Here is a 15,861-nt window from a genome sequence, read left to right as displayed (position 1 = left end):
GTACGGGCTTTAAGTTTTTAATACCATCTGTCTGCATGCGCCATTTCAACATCCTGTTTATACTTTTCAGGAATTTTGTTGTTGAGGATCGCACTGGGTTCCAGGGATGGGAAGATATCTTCAAAAGTCCTCACCTCATTCATGAATACACGGCGGTAGATATGTGAGCGTGTCAGCTTTTTATAATCATCAATACCTGCGGCGCCCATCAGTTCCACGAAAGTTTTCACGGTATCTTCATGATAGTTGGCTACCCGCTGTTTCTTATCAGCTACTACCAGCCCGATAGATAAAGCGGGATCCTGTGTAGCCACGCCCGTTGGACATTTATTGGAATTACATTGCAAAGCCTGGATACACCCGATGGCCATCATCATGGCACGTGCACTGTTACAGGCATCTGCACCCAAAGCGATGGCTCTGAGGATATGGAAACCGGAAAGGATCTTACCCGAAGCGATCAGTTTGATATGTTTCCGGATATCATAACCTACCAGGATATTATGCACAAAAGCCAGTCCATCCAGTAAAGGCGCTCCTACGTGATTGGAGAATTCCTGTGGTGCAGCACCTGTTCCTCCTTCACCACCATCCACGGTAATAAAGTCCGGGTAAAGGTTCAGTTCTATCATGGCTTTACAGATGCCGATGAATTCACTCTTCCTTCCGATACATAATTTGAAACCTACGGGTTTTCCGCCGGACAATTCACGCATCTGCTGAAGCAGTAATACCAGCTCACGCGGGTTATTAAATGCGCTGTGGTAAGGAGGGGAGTATACTGTAGTGCCCGCTTTTACGTGCCGGATGGCTGCAATCTCCGGTGTATTCTTTTTAGCCGGCAGAATACCCCCGTGACCAGGTTTGGCTCCCTGGGATAATTTCAGTTCTATCATCCTGATCTGCGGCGCAGAAGATGTTTGCCTGAATAGTTCCGGTGAAAAATTCCCATCTTCATCCCGGCAGCCAAAATAGCCTGTGCCTACCTGCCAGATAATATCCCCGTTATGTTTAAGGTGATAAGGGCTGATACCACCCTCACCGGTATTATGCGCAAAGTTGCCGATCTTAGCACCTGCATTCAATGCCTCAATCGCATTGCTGCTCAGAGAACCGAAGCTCATGGCGGATACATTGAAGATGCTGGCAGAATAAGGGAGTTTGCAATCCTTGTTGCCGATCAGCACCCGCGGATTATGGTCCAGGTTACGGAAATCTTTGGGAGAGATGGAATGGCTCATCCATTCGTATCCTTCCTCATACACATCCAGTTGTGTACCGAAAGGCATGGTGTCCATTTCTTTTTTAGCACGCTGATAAATGGTGGAGCGGTCTATGCGGTTAATGGGGCGCCCGTCAATATCAGATTCCACAAAGTACTGGTACATTTTAGGCCGCAATGCTTCCATCCAGTAACGCATTCTGCCAAAAACAGGATAGGTGCGCATGATAGAATGTTTGGTCTGCCGCATATCATTAATGCCCATAATAAACAGCGCCACGATCATAGCCAGGATCACATACCACCAGGGGCTTGCGAAGTAGCCGAGCAAAGCAGTGCCTATAATCCCTATGATTGCGCTAATGATAAATCCTTTACGCATGTTGGTCTCTTTTAATCAATGGCAAATGTAGGGAATTAAACAATTGCTTACTGAATTGAGAGAGCCGGAGGGGGAGCAGCCTGAACGTGATGGGGAAGGAGCTGTATTGTTGTGATCATTTATTATGTGCAATGAATAAAGGCAATTGTAAGTTGCTCATCAGTACATCGGCCATGCTCATTCTGAAGAACCGGGAAACAGCACTTCTTCTGTAGGCACCTAAGATCACCATAGTGCCAGGTTCCTGTTCTTTCAACTGGTCCACAATAACGGTTTCCGGTGGCCCTTGCATCACTTTGATGGGAGCCGCCGGGAAATACGTTTGCATAAACTCATCCATCAGGCGGTTGTCATTCAATTGTTCAACCGCCTCTTTGTTATTAATGGAGAGCACTTCTGCCGGCAGTCTGTTGATCCAGGGTAATAGGTACCCCGCCATTTTAATAGCATAAACAGAAGAAGGCTCTCCATCATACAGGAGTATAGCTTTGGAAATTTCACGATAGGTGGAGGGGATAATTAATACAGGGCATTGTGTATCGGTCAGCAGGTCCCTCATGAACCGGGTAGGAGGTAATTTCTTTTCCTGCGTGAAAGATTCATGAATATCCACGATGATCAGGTCAGAATAAACACTATCTTCTAAAACATCCTGTATGGCAATATTCCCGCCATGATGTATACTGCAGGAAAGACCTGCCTGTTGAAGAGCTGCTTCAACATACCGGCCTGCAGTTCCCCTTTGCGTCCTGTCCCGCAGGTCAAAATCCCTGACTTCATTTTCCGATGCACCCTCCCGTATCAATTGATACATATTGTAGCTGTTATAGGTGAAGTCATCCAGGAAAAGAGCAGAAATATGGGCAGATACTTTTTTACCCAGGAATATGGCATATTGTAATGCACTTTCGGAAAGGCGTAAGCCATCAAATACCACAGTGATCTTTTTCATACCGCAAGATTTAAGAAAAGTGCCCTTGCAGAACGCAAAGGCACTTTGTTTTGCAATTCCTCACACTGTAGGAACCGCCATTCTCACTTCCACAACCGCACCCACTTGAATGATGGGGCAGCCTTTAGCAATTTCAACGGCCTCCTCATAGTCATTAGCCCTTATCAGGAACAACCCGCCTATCGATTTCTTAACCTCAGCATATGGCCCGGTAGATACTGTATTACCTGGTTTGACTACCCGGCCATCTGTATCCCATCTTTTTGGTGGATTCACCAGTCTGTCCTGCGCAGCAATGCTACTGATCCAATCCTGGTAAGGTTTCATGGCTTCTTTCATTTGCTCTGGCGTTGGTTTGGGGTTCTTGCCCGTCAGATCCCTGTGGATAGCGATTAAGAATTCTTGCATGGGTATTTGATTTTTTATGATTAAAAAAGATGTTTTGGTGTACTACTCCTCTACTTCAGGAGGCAGTTCCTCATTCATGTGAATGGCATCATCCATGAATTCACTTCCATCACTGGTATTCCCTTCCGGGAAAGGCCTTTGTAAAGGCACTATTTCTTTTGACGGAGGCACGTATTTAGCCGGGTCGTCTTTGTGCGATAACATAAGCATAATTTTAAGCGGTTATTCAGGAGAAGTACTGAACGTATTGTTGAATCTGTTCCAGGTATTGACGGTGGTGATGATCAGCGTGAGGTCTACCAGTTCTTCTTCAGAAAAGAATAACGCGGCGTTGTTATAGACCTTGTCGTTCATGGCAGCCGCTGTAACAGCTTCTGCAAAAGCGAAGGCAGCTTTTTCCCGATCACTGTACCAGTTGGTCTGCCGCCAGGTGCTCAGGCCATACAGGCGTTTTTCTGTTTCACCTTTTGCCTTTGCGCTCTTATAGTGCATGTCAATACAATAAGCACAGGAATTGACCTGGGATACCCGTAAATTAATAAGCTCGCGAAGATTTACGTCTATGGGAGATTTGCTTAAATATGCGCCGATATTAAAGAGCGTTTTTAATGCCTCCCGCCCTTTTTCTGCGATGTTAATTTTGGCTTCCATGTGCACTTAGTTTTTGGATCATCTCAAAATTCATATTCTCCGCATAGGCTCCATAACCATCTACGAGTGTGCCTTTAATACCTGCTGAGGAAGAGATGGCATAAAGCACGGCGTTGTCTTCCGGATTAGAGTCTTCCTCAAAGCGGTAGACCTCGTCGATATGAAATTCTTCAGGATAAAGGCGGATATCCAGGTCGCCACAGTAGAGGCAGCTTGGTTCAACGGAGAAGTCCTCCGTATAGCCCCTGCTTTTAACATCGGCCAGTGCATCTATCAGGGTCAGGAAACTTTTCATAAGAAGATCTGTTTAAGGTGAAAGGTTGCGGAAATGGTTTTGTTTTTCATTGCTTATTGGTTTAGGACTGATCGCGAGACTAATCTTGTGCCATTTTTTTAGATGGCTGATTTGCAGTAATTTAATTTTTACAGCGGGGGATCAATTATTGTTATATCAATAATTATTGAATAAACGCATGATTAGAAGGTTGATTAATAATACTTTGTGATTTAGAAATGGAACTTTTGTAATTTGCATTGACAAAATGTTGCCCATTGAAAGCGAAAATTTTAATTGTAGAGGATCAGTTCATTGAAGCAAAGGGACTCAATGTTATCCTCACGAACGCAGGATATGCCACCTGTACTATCGCGAGATCAGTTGCCGTTGCACTGTCAGTAATAGAAAAGGAAAAACCGGATCTTGTACTAGTAGATATTTTTTTGCAGGGAGAAGGTACTGGTATTGACCTCGGGAAAATACTGCATGATAAGAACATGGCCTTTGTTTACCTGTCTGCTAATTCCAACAGGCAGATACTGGAAGAGGCCAAATCAACCAAACCGTATGGCTTTATGGTTAAGCCATTCCGTGCAAAGGATGTATTGATCATGCTGGATGTAGCCCTGTACCTGCATAAACACAGGATGGAAGAAAGTGCCATGCAGGCTTTATCACAAAAATCCCTGCCAGCTGCGCTTCCTGCAGAATTCAGTCACCTCGTTGGCAAAAGCAAAAAATTCAAGGAAGCATTGGAGCAGGCCCGGTTGGTTGGCCCCATGGATACTTCTGTGTTGATCCTGGGAGAAAGTGGCACCGGAAAGGAATTGATCGCACATTCCATTCATAAGTATTCCACCCGCAAGAATAAATCCTTTGTTGTTGTCAATTGCGGTGCATTACCGGCCAACCTGATCGAATCTGAATTGTTCGGTCATGAAAAAGGTTCTTTCACAGGCGCTATCGCAAGGAGGGCCGGAAAGTTTGAACTGGCAGACGGGGGTACTATTTTCCTTGATGAAATAGGAGAGTTGCCTCTTGAGTTACAGGTTAAGTTTCTAAGGGTACTCCAGGAAAAAGAGATAGAACCCATTGGCGGCAAACCACAAAAGATCAATGTAAGGGTACTGGCCGCAACAAATAAAGATCTGGAAGAAGAAGTAGCAGCAGGGCGCTTCCGTATAGATCTGTATTACCGCCTGAACGTATTCCCCTTAATGTTACCTTCTCTTCGCGAGAGAAAAGAAGATATCACCTTACTGGCAGAATACTTCTTAAAGAAGTACAGCGATGGAAAAGTTTCAACACTCTCAAAAGAGGCGCTGGACAAGCTCATGGCATATAACTGGCCCGGTAATATCAGGGAGCTGGAAAATACCATTCAGCGGAATGTAGTGATGGCAAACGGTACTGTTATTGAATCGATAGAAATACCTGTTTCCAAACTAGCCCCCGTTCCAGCCATTAATGATAAGAACAAGTTTAAAACAATGATAGAGAACGAGCGGGATCATATCCTGGCCGTACTCGAAAGCTGCAACTGGAAGATCTCCGGAAAAGGAGGAGCTGCCGAAATACTGGATATCAATGTGAATACCCTGAATTCAAGGATCAAGAAACTGGGCATTGAAAAAGAGATCATTGCCAGAAAGAGTTAAGAATAATTGCTTACATTAGAGTAAACAGGGTAAATGAAGTCAGTACTTATTTTTTTATCCCTTTGTTTTATCGTTTGTTCCCTTTCGGTCTTTGGGCAAACCCAAGCCGGTAAATCCTCCTTTGGCTATTCCATTCCCACTCAACGACTGCAATTAGAACTCACCACTTCCTATGTATTTTTTTGCCTGAAAGGCAGGGTGGACATGGACAGTGTGGCCATTATGGTAAGTGATGGAGAAAACCTGCCTCATTCTCTCTATTACGACATGGATTATATTGATGGTCCGGACAATTATATTAAATCTCTATTAAAGCAAGGTAGTTCTCACCTTTTCAAAGCAGGCTCCCATAAAAAGGACCTGGATGCCGCATTGCCCTTTTTCCTTTCCGCTAAAGCTGAAGCGGATAAAACCAGAGATGTATATTGGCAGAATGCAGCTTTGACCTTATTGGGTAAATACTATCTCCAAAGCGGAGAGCCTGAAAAAAGTAAGCAATGTTTTACGCAGGCCGTGAACCTGGCCAGGAGAACGAACAACCCGGTGATACTGGCCAGGGCATTGGCAAACAGGGGGACAGGGGCTGGCTTTGACGATCCGCAGAAGGAAATTGACTTTAATGAATCACTTAAATTAGTACGGCAACAACGGGATACGGTTTCAATGATAAAAATGTTAACCGGCATCTATGAGATCTATTTTGTTCAACAAAAATACGACACTGTTAAAAAACAGTTACTCCATGTAACAGAACTGGAGAAATTAATGGGTTTCAAACATATTCATTATAACTATTCAGTGTTCTCATTCCTGGACTCTTTTATAGGAGATTATGCGGATATTTTTGCTGATTGTAAAACAGCCATTGCTATCATGGAGGCTAACCAGGATTTTGCATTTGCTAATTTTTTATATGCTAATATAGCATACCAGTATATACGTTTTGAGAACTTCGAAAAAGCCATGGAATACCTGAATAGGAGCATCCGGCATGAGCCGAAGAATATGGCAAAAAGGATATGGTACGATGCTTTTTATATGGTAGCTATAGCTGTCGCAAAAACAGGGCGTCCGAACGAAGCACTCAGTTTTGTATTGAAAACAATAGCCAGCTATCCACCTTTATCAGTGCCTGATAAAATGCATGTGGCACATGTTTTAGGCTGGATCTATTATAAGCTTGATCAACAGGCACTAAGCAGGCAATATTTTGAGGAGATGTTACCTTACCTGGATTCACTTAAAAATGACCGGACTGAAAGAGACAATATATTTTTTGCCTATTCCGATATGTCGCTCCATTACGTTAAAACAGGTAATATCAACCTTGGTAAACAGTATTTCGGGATAGCAAAAAAGTTTGCAGATTCAGGTCACATATTTAATGTGAATAAAATTCATTGGGTACAGTTTAAAATTGATTCCAGTGAAGGGAATTATCTGAAGGCTATAAATGAATACCAGCGTGGGCAGGCTATTGATGATAGCCTTTATAATGTAACAAAGACAAAACAATTTGCGGAACTCCAGATCCAATATCAAATTGAAAGTAAAGATAAGAACATTGAATTATTAGAACAGAAAGACAAAGCGCGGCAGGCCGAATTGCAACGTTCAGACCTGATGAGGAATGTTACACTGGCAGGTATCCTGGTGATGATACTAATTACCCTGCTGGTATATATCCAATACCGGAACAAGCAAAAAAGGAATATTGAGATCAATGAAAAGAACAGGATGCTGGAGCAGTTGGTAAAGGATAAGGAATGGCTGGTGAAAGAGATCCATCACCGGGTGAAGAATAATTTCCATGTGGTAGCAAGCCTGCTGGAGATCCAGTCCAGTTACCTGAAGAACAAAGCTGCCCTCTCCGCTATTAAAGACAGCCAGCACAGGATCCACTCTATGTCCATTATCCATCAGAAGCTCTATCAGTCGGAAACCCTGTCTACCATTCATATGCCCGAGTATATTTATGAACTGGTGGAATACCTCCGGGAAAGTTATGGTATCCGGGGGAACATCCGTTTCGAAATGCATGTGGAAAAAATTGATCTGAATCATGCTTCTGCCATTACATTGGGCCTGATCCTCAACGAGGCTATCACCAATGCCATTAAATATGCGTTTACCCATACAGCGCAGGGGAAAATTTCTATTGCGCTTACGTATCTCTCAGGTACAGAGATCATGTTAAGTGTTTCAGACAACGGCCGCGGCCTTCCGGCAGACTTTAATGACCGCATTGGCGCCTCTATGGGTATGGAGTTGTTGCAGGGGCTCACAGATGATATAGGAGGTTCTTTTAATATCCGCACGGATGAAGGAACGCATATCAATATTATCTTCCCCATAAAGGGGGAATAGAAAACCCAAACAAACCTCTTTTTTACATTTATCCGGCATCCGCCGCCGCATACACAAAAAATCCTGCCACCTGGCATTTTATCGTTTTCCCTTAAAAAAATCGCTGCATCTTTACATCATCAAAAAGACATTCTTTCTAATAGCTCCTTCATCCATCGAATACCCCAAAAGAATCCATTCGCGTCCCCCAAAAGAGTAAAGGAGCTAAGAATCCACCTAAAGGCCCTCCGAATTATCGGAGGGCTTTGTTTTTTTACGATAATGATCGGATAAAAAAATACTATATATTATGTGCATTTAAAGGATAGATTTGCCGGAAGCTTATTTAAATCCACGTATGCAGAAAATTTCGCTGAAGGAAAAGATCGGTTACGGTTTTGGGGATATGGCATCCTCCATGTTCTGGAAACTCTTTGGTACTTATTTGCTCTTCTTTTATACAGATGTAATGGGCCTGGCCGCAGGGGCTATTGGCACCATGTTCCTCATCACCCGTATCTGGGACACCCTTTTTGATCCCGTGGTGGGTGTAATGACGGATAGAACAACCACCCGCTGGGGCAAATTCCGCCCTTACCTGCTCTATATGGCCATACCTTTTGGCCTGATCGGGGTATTAACTTTCACCACGCCGGATTACGGTGTTACGGGGAAACTGATCTATGCCTATATCACCTATTCCGCCATGATGATGATCTATTCCCTCATCAATGTGCCATATGCTTCCCTGCTGGGAGTGATCTCTCCGGATGGAAAAGAGAGGAATATCCTGGCTTCCTTCAGAATGTCCTTTGCTTTTGCAGGCAGCCTCATTGCTTTTGCCCTGCTGGAACCGCTGGTGCGCTTTTTCGGCAGATCAACGGACCTGCAAAGCAGCTGGCAATTATCTGTAGCAGTGATCTCTGCTATTTGTGTGGTCCTCTTCCTGTTATGTTTTGCCTGGGTGAAAGAACGGGTAAAACCCATCCGGGAGGAAAAGGTGTCTTTAAAAGACGACATTAAAGACCTTTTTGCTAACCGCCCCTGGTGGATCCTGCTGGGTGCAGGTATTGCTGCACTGATCTTTAATTCTATCCGGGACGGGGCCACTTTGTATTACTTCAAATATTACCTGGGCAATGCGGAAACCTTCTCTGCCCTGAACGTCACCTATTCTGCCCTTTATCTCATGCTGGGGCAGGGTGCAAATATCCTGGGAGTGATCCTGGCTTCGCCCATCGCCAATAAACTGGGTAAAAAGAATACCTACCTGGCAGCCATGGTTGTTGCCGGTGTACTCAGTATTTTATTTTATTGGCTCGGTAAAGAACAACTTGCGCTGATTTTTGTTTTTCAGATATTAATTAGCGCTTGTGCAGGGATGATCTTTCCCCTTTTATGGTCCCTGTATGCAGATACGGCGGATTATTCAGAATGGAGGACCGGCAGGCGCGCAACAGGCCTGATCTTTTCTTCCTCCTCCATGTCCCAGAAATTCGGCTGGACGATCGGTGGGGCACTTACCGGCTGGTTATTGGAGTATTTCGGGTTTAAGGCAAATGTTGTGCAGGAAGAGGACGTACAAACAGGGATTCTTTTAATGTTGAGCTTCTTACCGGCTATCGGGGCTTTGTTATCCATTATATGCATTGCCCTGTATCCTTTAACGGAGGAAAAGATAACGGAGATCAGCACCGATCTGGAAGCACGGCGAAAATAAACAGTTCATGCAAGAGAAACTAAGACAGGACCTGCAGGATGAATTAACCGCTATCCTTGATTACTGGCAAACACACACCATAGACGAAAAACATGGTGGTTTCCTGGGTAAACTGGATAACGACAATATGCCTGACCCATTCGCCGTAAAAGGTGCCGTACTCAACGCCAGGATCCTCTGGTCGTTTTCCGCAGCTTATAATGTTACTAAAAACCCTTCTTACCTGGAAGTAGCCACCCGCGCTTTCGATTACATCACGGAATATTTTATAGACAAGGAATTTGGTGGTGTAATGTGGACGGTGGGTTATGCCGGAGATATTGTAGATACCAAAAAACAGATCTATGCCCAGGCATTTGTGATCTATGCATTCAGCGAATACTACAAAGCCAGCAAAAACGAAAAAGCGAAAGAGAAAGCCATCGGCCTGTATTCCCTCATTCAGCTGTATAGTTATGATTGTGTGTATGGTGGTTACCTGGAAGCTTTTTCCCGTGAATGGAAAGAACTGGAAGATCTGCGCCTGAGTGAAAAAGATGCCAATGAAAAGAAATCGATGAACACCCACCTGCATGTACTGGAAGCTTACACCAATCTCTACAGCATCTGGGCAGACCCTTCTCTGAAAATACATATCCAGGACCTGCTGCGTGTTTTTTACGACAAGATTATTGATCCCAACACCCATCATCTCCGTCTTTTCTTTGATGAAAAATGGAACCCTGCAGGTGACCTTGTTTCCTATGGCCATGATATTGAAGCCAGCTGGTTACTCCTGGAAGCCGCTGAAGTGATAGGAGATACTGAATTGATAGAAAAGTCCAAAGCCGTAGCCATCCAGATGACGGATGCAGCGAAAGAGGGGGTAGATACAGATGGCGGATTATGGTATGAATATGAACCGGGAGAAAAACAACTGATCGCTGAAAAGCATTGGTGGCCACAGGCAGAGGCGGTAGTGGGTTTTGTGAATGCCTGGCAGCTCAGCAAAAATCCCCGTTACCTGGAAGATGCAGCCAACAGCTGGCAGTACATTGAAAAGAATTTACTGGACAAAGCAAAGGGAGAGTGGTACTGGGGCATCAGGGATAATAAGGTGATGGATGAAGATAAGGTAGGGCTCTGGAAATGTCCCTATCACAACAGCCGTGCATGCCTGGAAGTGATGAAGCGGCTTTGATATACATGTAACAGGCCTTTGCTGCGGCAAGGCAAGGTATTAAAGTATCCCCTGCTGCTTTGCAAAATTCAGGAGTCCCGCAGTGTTCTTCAATTCCAGCTTCCGCAGGATATTCTTCCTGTGTGTATTCACCGTAAACTCACTGATAGAAAGTTCTGTACCGATCTCTTTACTCGTTAGTTCACTGCCCACCATTTTAATGATCTGCACTTCCCTTTTAGTAAGATGATATTTCTTCATAAACTCATCCAGGAAAAAAGCCGTTACCGGAGCCTCCTGGGGAACAAGGTTTTCAAAATAAGGAACGCCTGCCTGTACAGACCGTAAGGCCGCTTTTAATACATCTCCGGAAGCATTTTTCAGCAGGTAGCCATCTGCCCCGAGTTTACGTACCTCAGATAATAATTGTGGCTGGTTGTAATTGGTGAGCACCAGCACTTTGATCCCCGGGTATTGTTCTTTAATGATCTCCAGTGTTTTGATGCCATCCAGGTGTGGCATGTTAAGGTCCAGCAACACAATGTCCACCTGGGTTTCTGCCAGCCGGTCCAGCAGCTCCCGCCCATTGTTGACGGGCACGAGTATATCCCATTCTGCTGCCTCCCGTAGTACGGCCACTAATCCATCTGCGAGTAGCTGATGATCGTCTGCTATGATCAATCTGGTCATACGGTTATTTTTCAGGCAATGGTAATTCTATGTTCACCATAGCACCTTCGTTAGGTTTACTTTCTATAATGATCTTTCCTTCCATATAAGCCACTTTGGCTTCCACACTACGCAGGATCGTTGCCGGATCTATTCCTATGCCGTTATCTTCCACAATGACCGAACAACTTTTCTCCAGCTCTATTTCTATCAGTTGTATCAATACATTCGACGCCTCCGCGTGTTTAAGGATGTTCTGCAGCAGTTCCTGTATGATACGGTAAATGGTAAATTCCGTGTTGGATGGATAAGGGGTGGCAGGAGAGAAACCGATCAGCACCAGTTCAATGTTTATTTTACGGGTACCATTGGCCATCTTTACCAGGTCTTCTATCGCATGCCTTAGCCCATACTTCTCAATGGCTACAGGTGTTAACTGATGACTGATATGGCGTACGGTATGGCTGAGCTGGTCCAGCATTTCAGTTACTTCATCCAGCTTCATCGCCTGCATGTTTAAAGAAGCCAGCGATAACATCGAACCTATTTCATCATGCAGCTGATCTGCGAGTATTTTTCTTTCTTTTTCTTCCACTGCAATGATCGTGTCCGTTAATGTTCGCAGCATGGTTTCTTTTTCTTTGCGATAGGTATTGAAACGTGCTGCCAGTGCAAAGGTGATGATGATCACTTCCAGTGCTGCACCCGTGAAAACACCGAAGTGTACAAAGTAAACCGGGATCTCCAGTTTCCCGAGATAATACATGATCTCTATGGTGATGAACACAAGGAGTACCATTGTTGCCACCAGGTATACTGTTGCTGCCGTGTTCCGCTGCCATATCTTTTGCAGCAGGCTCACAGCTACCAGTCCAACTGCAGCAAGACTGAAGATGGTTAATGCCTTTTGCAATACCATGCTCACCATTCCAAAACGCGCATAATCTGTCGGCCACAGTATCACCACCAGGAAGCACAAACCAATGGCCTGGAATATTTTGAAAGGCTGGTAAGCCCAGTTATCTTTCTTTATGCCAATAAAATGTTGCAGGAATTGAAACACCAGGAGCATATTGGTGATCACAAAAACCGGCCGGGCACGGCTGGGGAAGAAATGAGAGTCCGGCCAGAGATAATGAAAACCGAGTCCTTTATTAGCCCATATCCATAACAGGATGCTCAGTACATACAACGCATAAAAACCATACACCCGGTCGCTCGTAGTAAAGAAAAGGAAAGCGCCGAATAATACGATCAATAACATAATGCCTGTGAAAAGACCACTGAGGAGATTTTCAGACGCCATCTCCTGTGCCAGCTGCTCCTGTGTAACAAGCCGGAACGGGGCTTGCAGGGATTCTAGGTGTTTGTCCACTTTCAGCAGGTACAGATCTGTTTTGGGCTGTAAAGGGAAAACAAATGTATTATGAATAACGGGGCGTTGCGCAAAAGGGAAAAAGTCGCCCGTAACGTACAAAGGCATGGGTACACTGTCAGTCACGGCATACCATTCCAGGATATTGATATGGGCATTGTCTGTTATCAGCAAAAGATCTTCCGGGGTAGGCGGTACCGTTAGGGCTATCCAGAAAACACTCTTTGTAAAACCGGGATTGAGATTTTCTTTTGGCAGCGGAGTGAAATCTCCTTTGTAGTAATGGTTTAAAGCAGAAGGTGCTGCCTGCACACGCGTACTGTCCTCCCATACCTTAAATACCTGGCCATGCTGCGCATGCAGCTGTTGTATGCCATATAGGAAAATAAAGGATAAAAGGAGGTATGCCCGCCGCATAGGTATAGAGAAACTGTTACGGCTGCCAAGATAGGGCTTTTGATCTATTTCTTATCCCGAAGAACCATACCCAGGCAATAAATATTATTTGCTCAGGGATCCTTGTCCACAGATATTCCGGTCCTTTGCCATCTGTTGTGGCTGTTTCAAGATTAATATGGTGGAGGGCCGCGTAGATATTCGCAGGAGTGATCATCACAAAGAAAACGATCAGCAGTACAGCCGTGATCCTTCTGTATGCCGGCAGTAGTAAACCAATGGCGGCCGCAATTTCCAGTATGCCTGTAAAATATACCAGCCCCAGCCGGAAGGGAAAGAAAGGAGGGATCATCATTTCCATCCCTTTGGGGAACAGGAAGTGCCCGAGAGCGGTAAAAAGCAGCATGGCACTCATGCCTATACAGCCGCTCAGCTGCAGGTTCCAGTTCCCTTTTATCAGTTTGATCAGCAGTAGCGCAATGCCAAAAGCCCCCAGTAATATCAGTAATACCATCATGATCTGTCAGTTTTATAACGCAAAGGTGAACCTTCCGCCAAAGGGAGAAAATGATGTATGTTAGTTTCCTTTCCCGTACTGTTTACGGATTCGGCTCAGGCTTTCCGGTTGTATACCCAGGTAGGAGGAGAGGTGTTTCACTGAAATGCTCTGTACCAGTTGCGGATTCCTTTTGATCAATTTTGCATATCGTTCCTCTGCGGTATCAGAGAGCAACTCCATTTCCCGGTCCAACCGCCGTACATATTGCATTTCGGCTATCAGCCTGCCGATCCTTTCGCCGGTTTTGCCCTGTGCATAAAAAGCCAGCAGGTGCTCACGCGGGATCAGGAGGGCTTCCACATCTTCTATCACTTCCAGCGCAACAGGAGAGGGGCGGCGGGTAAGGAAAGAATAATAAGCCGTAAGCAGGTCCCCTTCAAAATGAAAATCCACCGTGAATTCCTTGCCGTCTTTTGTGAAATAATTACGCGTAGCACCCTTCAGCAGAAAGAAGATGAAATTCTCTGTCTGGCCCTCGCGACAAAGGAATTCGCCTTTTTTGTAGTGCTGAAAGAGAAGTTTTTCGCTAAAGTCCGTCCATTCCTCATCCGGTATTTCCGAAAAACGGGCAATGGCCTGTCGCAGTTGCAGGAGTGGGTCCATCTGGTTTTCACTTTGGCGCAAAAATACAGAGAATCCCTGCCTGAATATTTGGAAATCTGCACCCGCCGGCTTACATTTAATATGTAGTACATATCTACTATTAAATCCCAATGTTATGAATTATTCCACCTTATGTATCCTTATTTCCCTTAGCCTCGGATGTACCAAGCAGGTAAATACCTCACCGGCTCCGAAGATAGAGGATAAAGTGGCTACCACCGCTGCTGTGGCTGCTACAGCATACCATAACAGCATGGTATTATTTAACGGAGGAAATGAAAGCATTTATCATTCCTTCCGTATTCCTTCCATCATTAAAACCAAAAATGGCACGCTGATAGCCATTTGCGAAGGACGGAGATGGAGCCCCAGTGATTGGGGGGACATCAATGTTGTCTTCAAACGTTCTACAGACAATGGTACCACCTGGTCTGCACTGGGAGAAGTAGTAGGCAGTGGTGCCGGCACCTGGGGAAATCCCACTGCGGTATACGACAAGGATAAAGGTACCAATGGCCGTGCCTGGGTATTTATGTCCTGGAACGATGCCGATAAAGATGCCTGGTCTGATATCACTGCCTGGGGAGACAGGCGGGTGTTTTCTTCCTACAGTGATGATCATGGCGCCACCTGGTCTACTCCGCAGGATATGAGCAGTACATTACTGCCAACCGGTTATACATGGGATGCCATGGGACCCGGTATAGGGATCCAGACAACCATCAACACACCCGGCCGCCTCATCATTCCTGCTTTTGGCAGGAATATTTACAGTGATGATCATGGCACCACCTGGCATTATCAGCCAATCCCCGGCGGCACAGATGAAGGCACTATCGTGGAATTAATGAACGGCAGCCTGTTGCGGAACGACAGACCAGGCACTACTGCCTGGAATGCAGCTAAAAGGAGAAGAAAATCTGTAGGCACCATTGCAGGAGGTTTTGCAGCATGGTCTATCGATAACACACTCAATGATCCTAAATGCCAGGCATCTATCCTTCGCTATAATGGGGATGATCCGCACAGGATCTATTTCCTGAATCCCAACACGATTGATAAACGTTGTAATATGACCGTGCGTATCAGTTATGATGATGGTGCTACCTGGCCGATCAGCAGAGCTATCTACAGTGGTAATACCTGCGATTATGCTAATCTCACTGTTGCAAAAGGAGGATATTCCAGCATGGTGAAAACAGCGGATTATGCGGTAGGTGCTTTAATAGAGATCAATGAAAATGTACAGGCAAGCGCAACCAGCAATAAATCAATTGAGTTCCATAAGTTTAATCTGCCCTGGATACTGAATGGGCAAACGGAACCATAAAATATATACCCCTGATTATCCCTGTACCAAAGAAGCCATCTCCATAAGGAGGAGGCTTTTTTCTTTATAAATAAAAAGGATGCCCCTTGCGAGACACCCTTTTCAGATTATACAGACGCGGCATTGAGACTAATTCTTACCAGCATCTTATACG

The 15,861-nt window shown here is 45.0% G+C and carries 15 protein-coding genes; 5 read left to right on the top strand and 10 right to left on the bottom strand.

Annotated elements, in window-relative coordinates; all coding sequences use genetic code 11:
• Positions 1–17: 17 nt before the first annotated feature.
• The 6 genes from AAHN97_RS14025 to AAHN97_RS14000 all read right to left on the bottom strand — a co-directional run bounded on the left by AAHN97_RS14025 (position 18) and on the right by AAHN97_RS14000 (position 3,910).
• Complete coding sequence (locus AAHN97_RS14025) at positions 18–1,604, bottom strand: FMN-binding glutamate synthase family protein (protein ID WP_343302658.1); 1,587 nt, start codon at positions 1,602–1,604, stop codon at positions 18–20.
• Between the two features lie 115 nt (positions 1,605–1,719).
• Entirely contained in the window at positions 1,720–2,556 is an 837-nt protein-coding gene (locus tag AAHN97_RS14020; protein ID WP_343302657.1) for a universal stress protein, read from the bottom strand.
• A gap of 60 nt (positions 2,557–2,616) precedes the next feature.
• Positions 2,617–2,964: a YciI family protein gene (locus AAHN97_RS14015; protein WP_343302656.1), complete on the bottom strand. Its 348-nt coding sequence runs from the start codon at positions 2,962–2,964 to the stop codon at positions 2,617–2,619.
• 42 nt (positions 2,965–3,006) lie between these two features.
• Positions 3,007–3,168: a hypothetical protein gene (locus AAHN97_RS14010; RefSeq protein WP_343302655.1), complete on the bottom strand. Its 162-nt coding sequence runs from the start codon at positions 3,166–3,168 to the stop codon at positions 3,007–3,009.
• Between the two features lie 18 nt (positions 3,169–3,186).
• Positions 3,187–3,615, bottom strand: a complete 429-nt coding sequence (locus tag AAHN97_RS14005; RefSeq protein WP_343302654.1) for a carboxymuconolactone decarboxylase family protein — start codon at positions 3,613–3,615, stop codon at positions 3,187–3,189.
• Entirely contained in the window at positions 3,599–3,910 is a 312-nt protein-coding gene (locus AAHN97_RS14000; protein ID WP_343302653.1) for a phosphoribosylpyrophosphate synthetase, read from the bottom strand. The genes AAHN97_RS14005 and AAHN97_RS14000 overlap by 17 nt, the downstream gene beginning before the upstream one ends.
• A gap of 257 nt (positions 3,911–4,167) precedes the next feature.
• Here AAHN97_RS14000 and AAHN97_RS13995 point away from each other — a divergent pair, with 257 nt between their 5' ends.
• The 4 genes from AAHN97_RS13995 (at position 4,168) to AAHN97_RS13980 (ending at position 10,796) form a co-directional block, all read left to right on the top strand.
• Positions 4,168–5,550 carry a sigma-54-dependent transcriptional regulator gene (locus AAHN97_RS13995; protein ID WP_343302652.1) on the top strand — a complete coding sequence of 461 codons (1,383 nt, stop codon included), beginning with the start codon at positions 4,168–4,170 and terminating at the stop codon, positions 5,548–5,550.
• A 33-nt stretch (positions 5,551–5,583) separates the two neighbouring features.
• Positions 5,584–7,917 carry a tetratricopeptide repeat-containing sensor histidine kinase gene (locus AAHN97_RS13990; protein WP_343308262.1) on the top strand — a complete coding sequence of 778 codons (2,334 nt, stop codon included), beginning with the start codon at positions 5,584–5,586 and terminating at the stop codon, positions 7,915–7,917.
• Positions 7,918–8,254: 337 nt separating this feature from the next.
• The gene (locus tag AAHN97_RS13985; protein WP_343308261.1) at positions 8,255–9,616 is read left to right on the top strand and encodes an MFS transporter; all 1,362 of its coding nucleotides are present in this window, start codon (positions 8,255–8,257) and stop codon (positions 9,614–9,616) included.
• Positions 9,617–9,623: 7 nt separating this feature from the next.
• On the top strand, positions 9,624–10,796 hold the full coding sequence (locus AAHN97_RS13980) for an AGE family epimerase/isomerase (protein WP_343308260.1): 1,173 nt from the start codon (positions 9,624–9,626) through the stop codon (positions 10,794–10,796).
• A 39-nt stretch (positions 10,797–10,835) separates the two neighbouring features.
• Here AAHN97_RS13980 and AAHN97_RS13975 read toward each other — a convergent pair whose 3' ends face one another.
• The 4 genes from AAHN97_RS13975 to AAHN97_RS13960 are packed head-to-tail and all read right to left on the bottom strand — an operon-like array spanning position 10,836 to position 14,377.
• Positions 10,836–11,465, bottom strand: coding sequence for a response regulator transcription factor (locus tag AAHN97_RS13975; RefSeq protein WP_343308259.1), 630 nt, complete (start codon positions 11,463–11,465; stop codon positions 10,836–10,838).
• A gap of 4 nt (positions 11,466–11,469) precedes the next feature.
• A complete protein-coding gene (locus tag AAHN97_RS13970) occupies positions 11,470–13,236 on the bottom strand; it encodes a sensor histidine kinase (RefSeq protein WP_343308258.1) in 1,767 nt (588 codons plus the stop codon).
• Between the two features lie 16 nt (positions 13,237–13,252).
• Positions 13,253–13,732: a DoxX family protein gene (locus AAHN97_RS13965; protein ID WP_343308257.1), complete on the bottom strand. Its 480-nt coding sequence runs from the start codon at positions 13,730–13,732 to the stop codon at positions 13,253–13,255.
• A gap of 60 nt (positions 13,733–13,792) precedes the next feature.
• Positions 13,793–14,377, bottom strand: a complete 585-nt coding sequence (locus AAHN97_RS13960) for a Crp/Fnr family transcriptional regulator (protein WP_343308256.1) — start codon at positions 14,375–14,377, stop codon at positions 13,793–13,795.
• A 115-nt stretch (positions 14,378–14,492) separates the two neighbouring features.
• On the opposite strand from AAHN97_RS13960, the gene AAHN97_RS13955 reads away from it, so the two are divergent.
• Positions 14,493–15,707, top strand: coding sequence for a sialidase family protein (locus AAHN97_RS13955; protein ID WP_343308255.1), 1,215 nt, complete (start codon positions 14,493–14,495; stop codon positions 15,705–15,707).
• Positions 15,708–15,861: the final 154 nt, after the last annotated feature.

The sequence above is a fragment of the Chitinophaga niabensis genome (assembly GCF_039545795.1).
GTDB classification, from domain to species: Bacteria; Bacteroidota; Bacteroidia; order Chitinophagales; family Chitinophagaceae; genus Chitinophaga; species Chitinophaga niabensis_B.
Note: the sequence above shows the minus strand (reverse complement) of the source record. Positions and strands in the feature narration are given on the sequence as shown.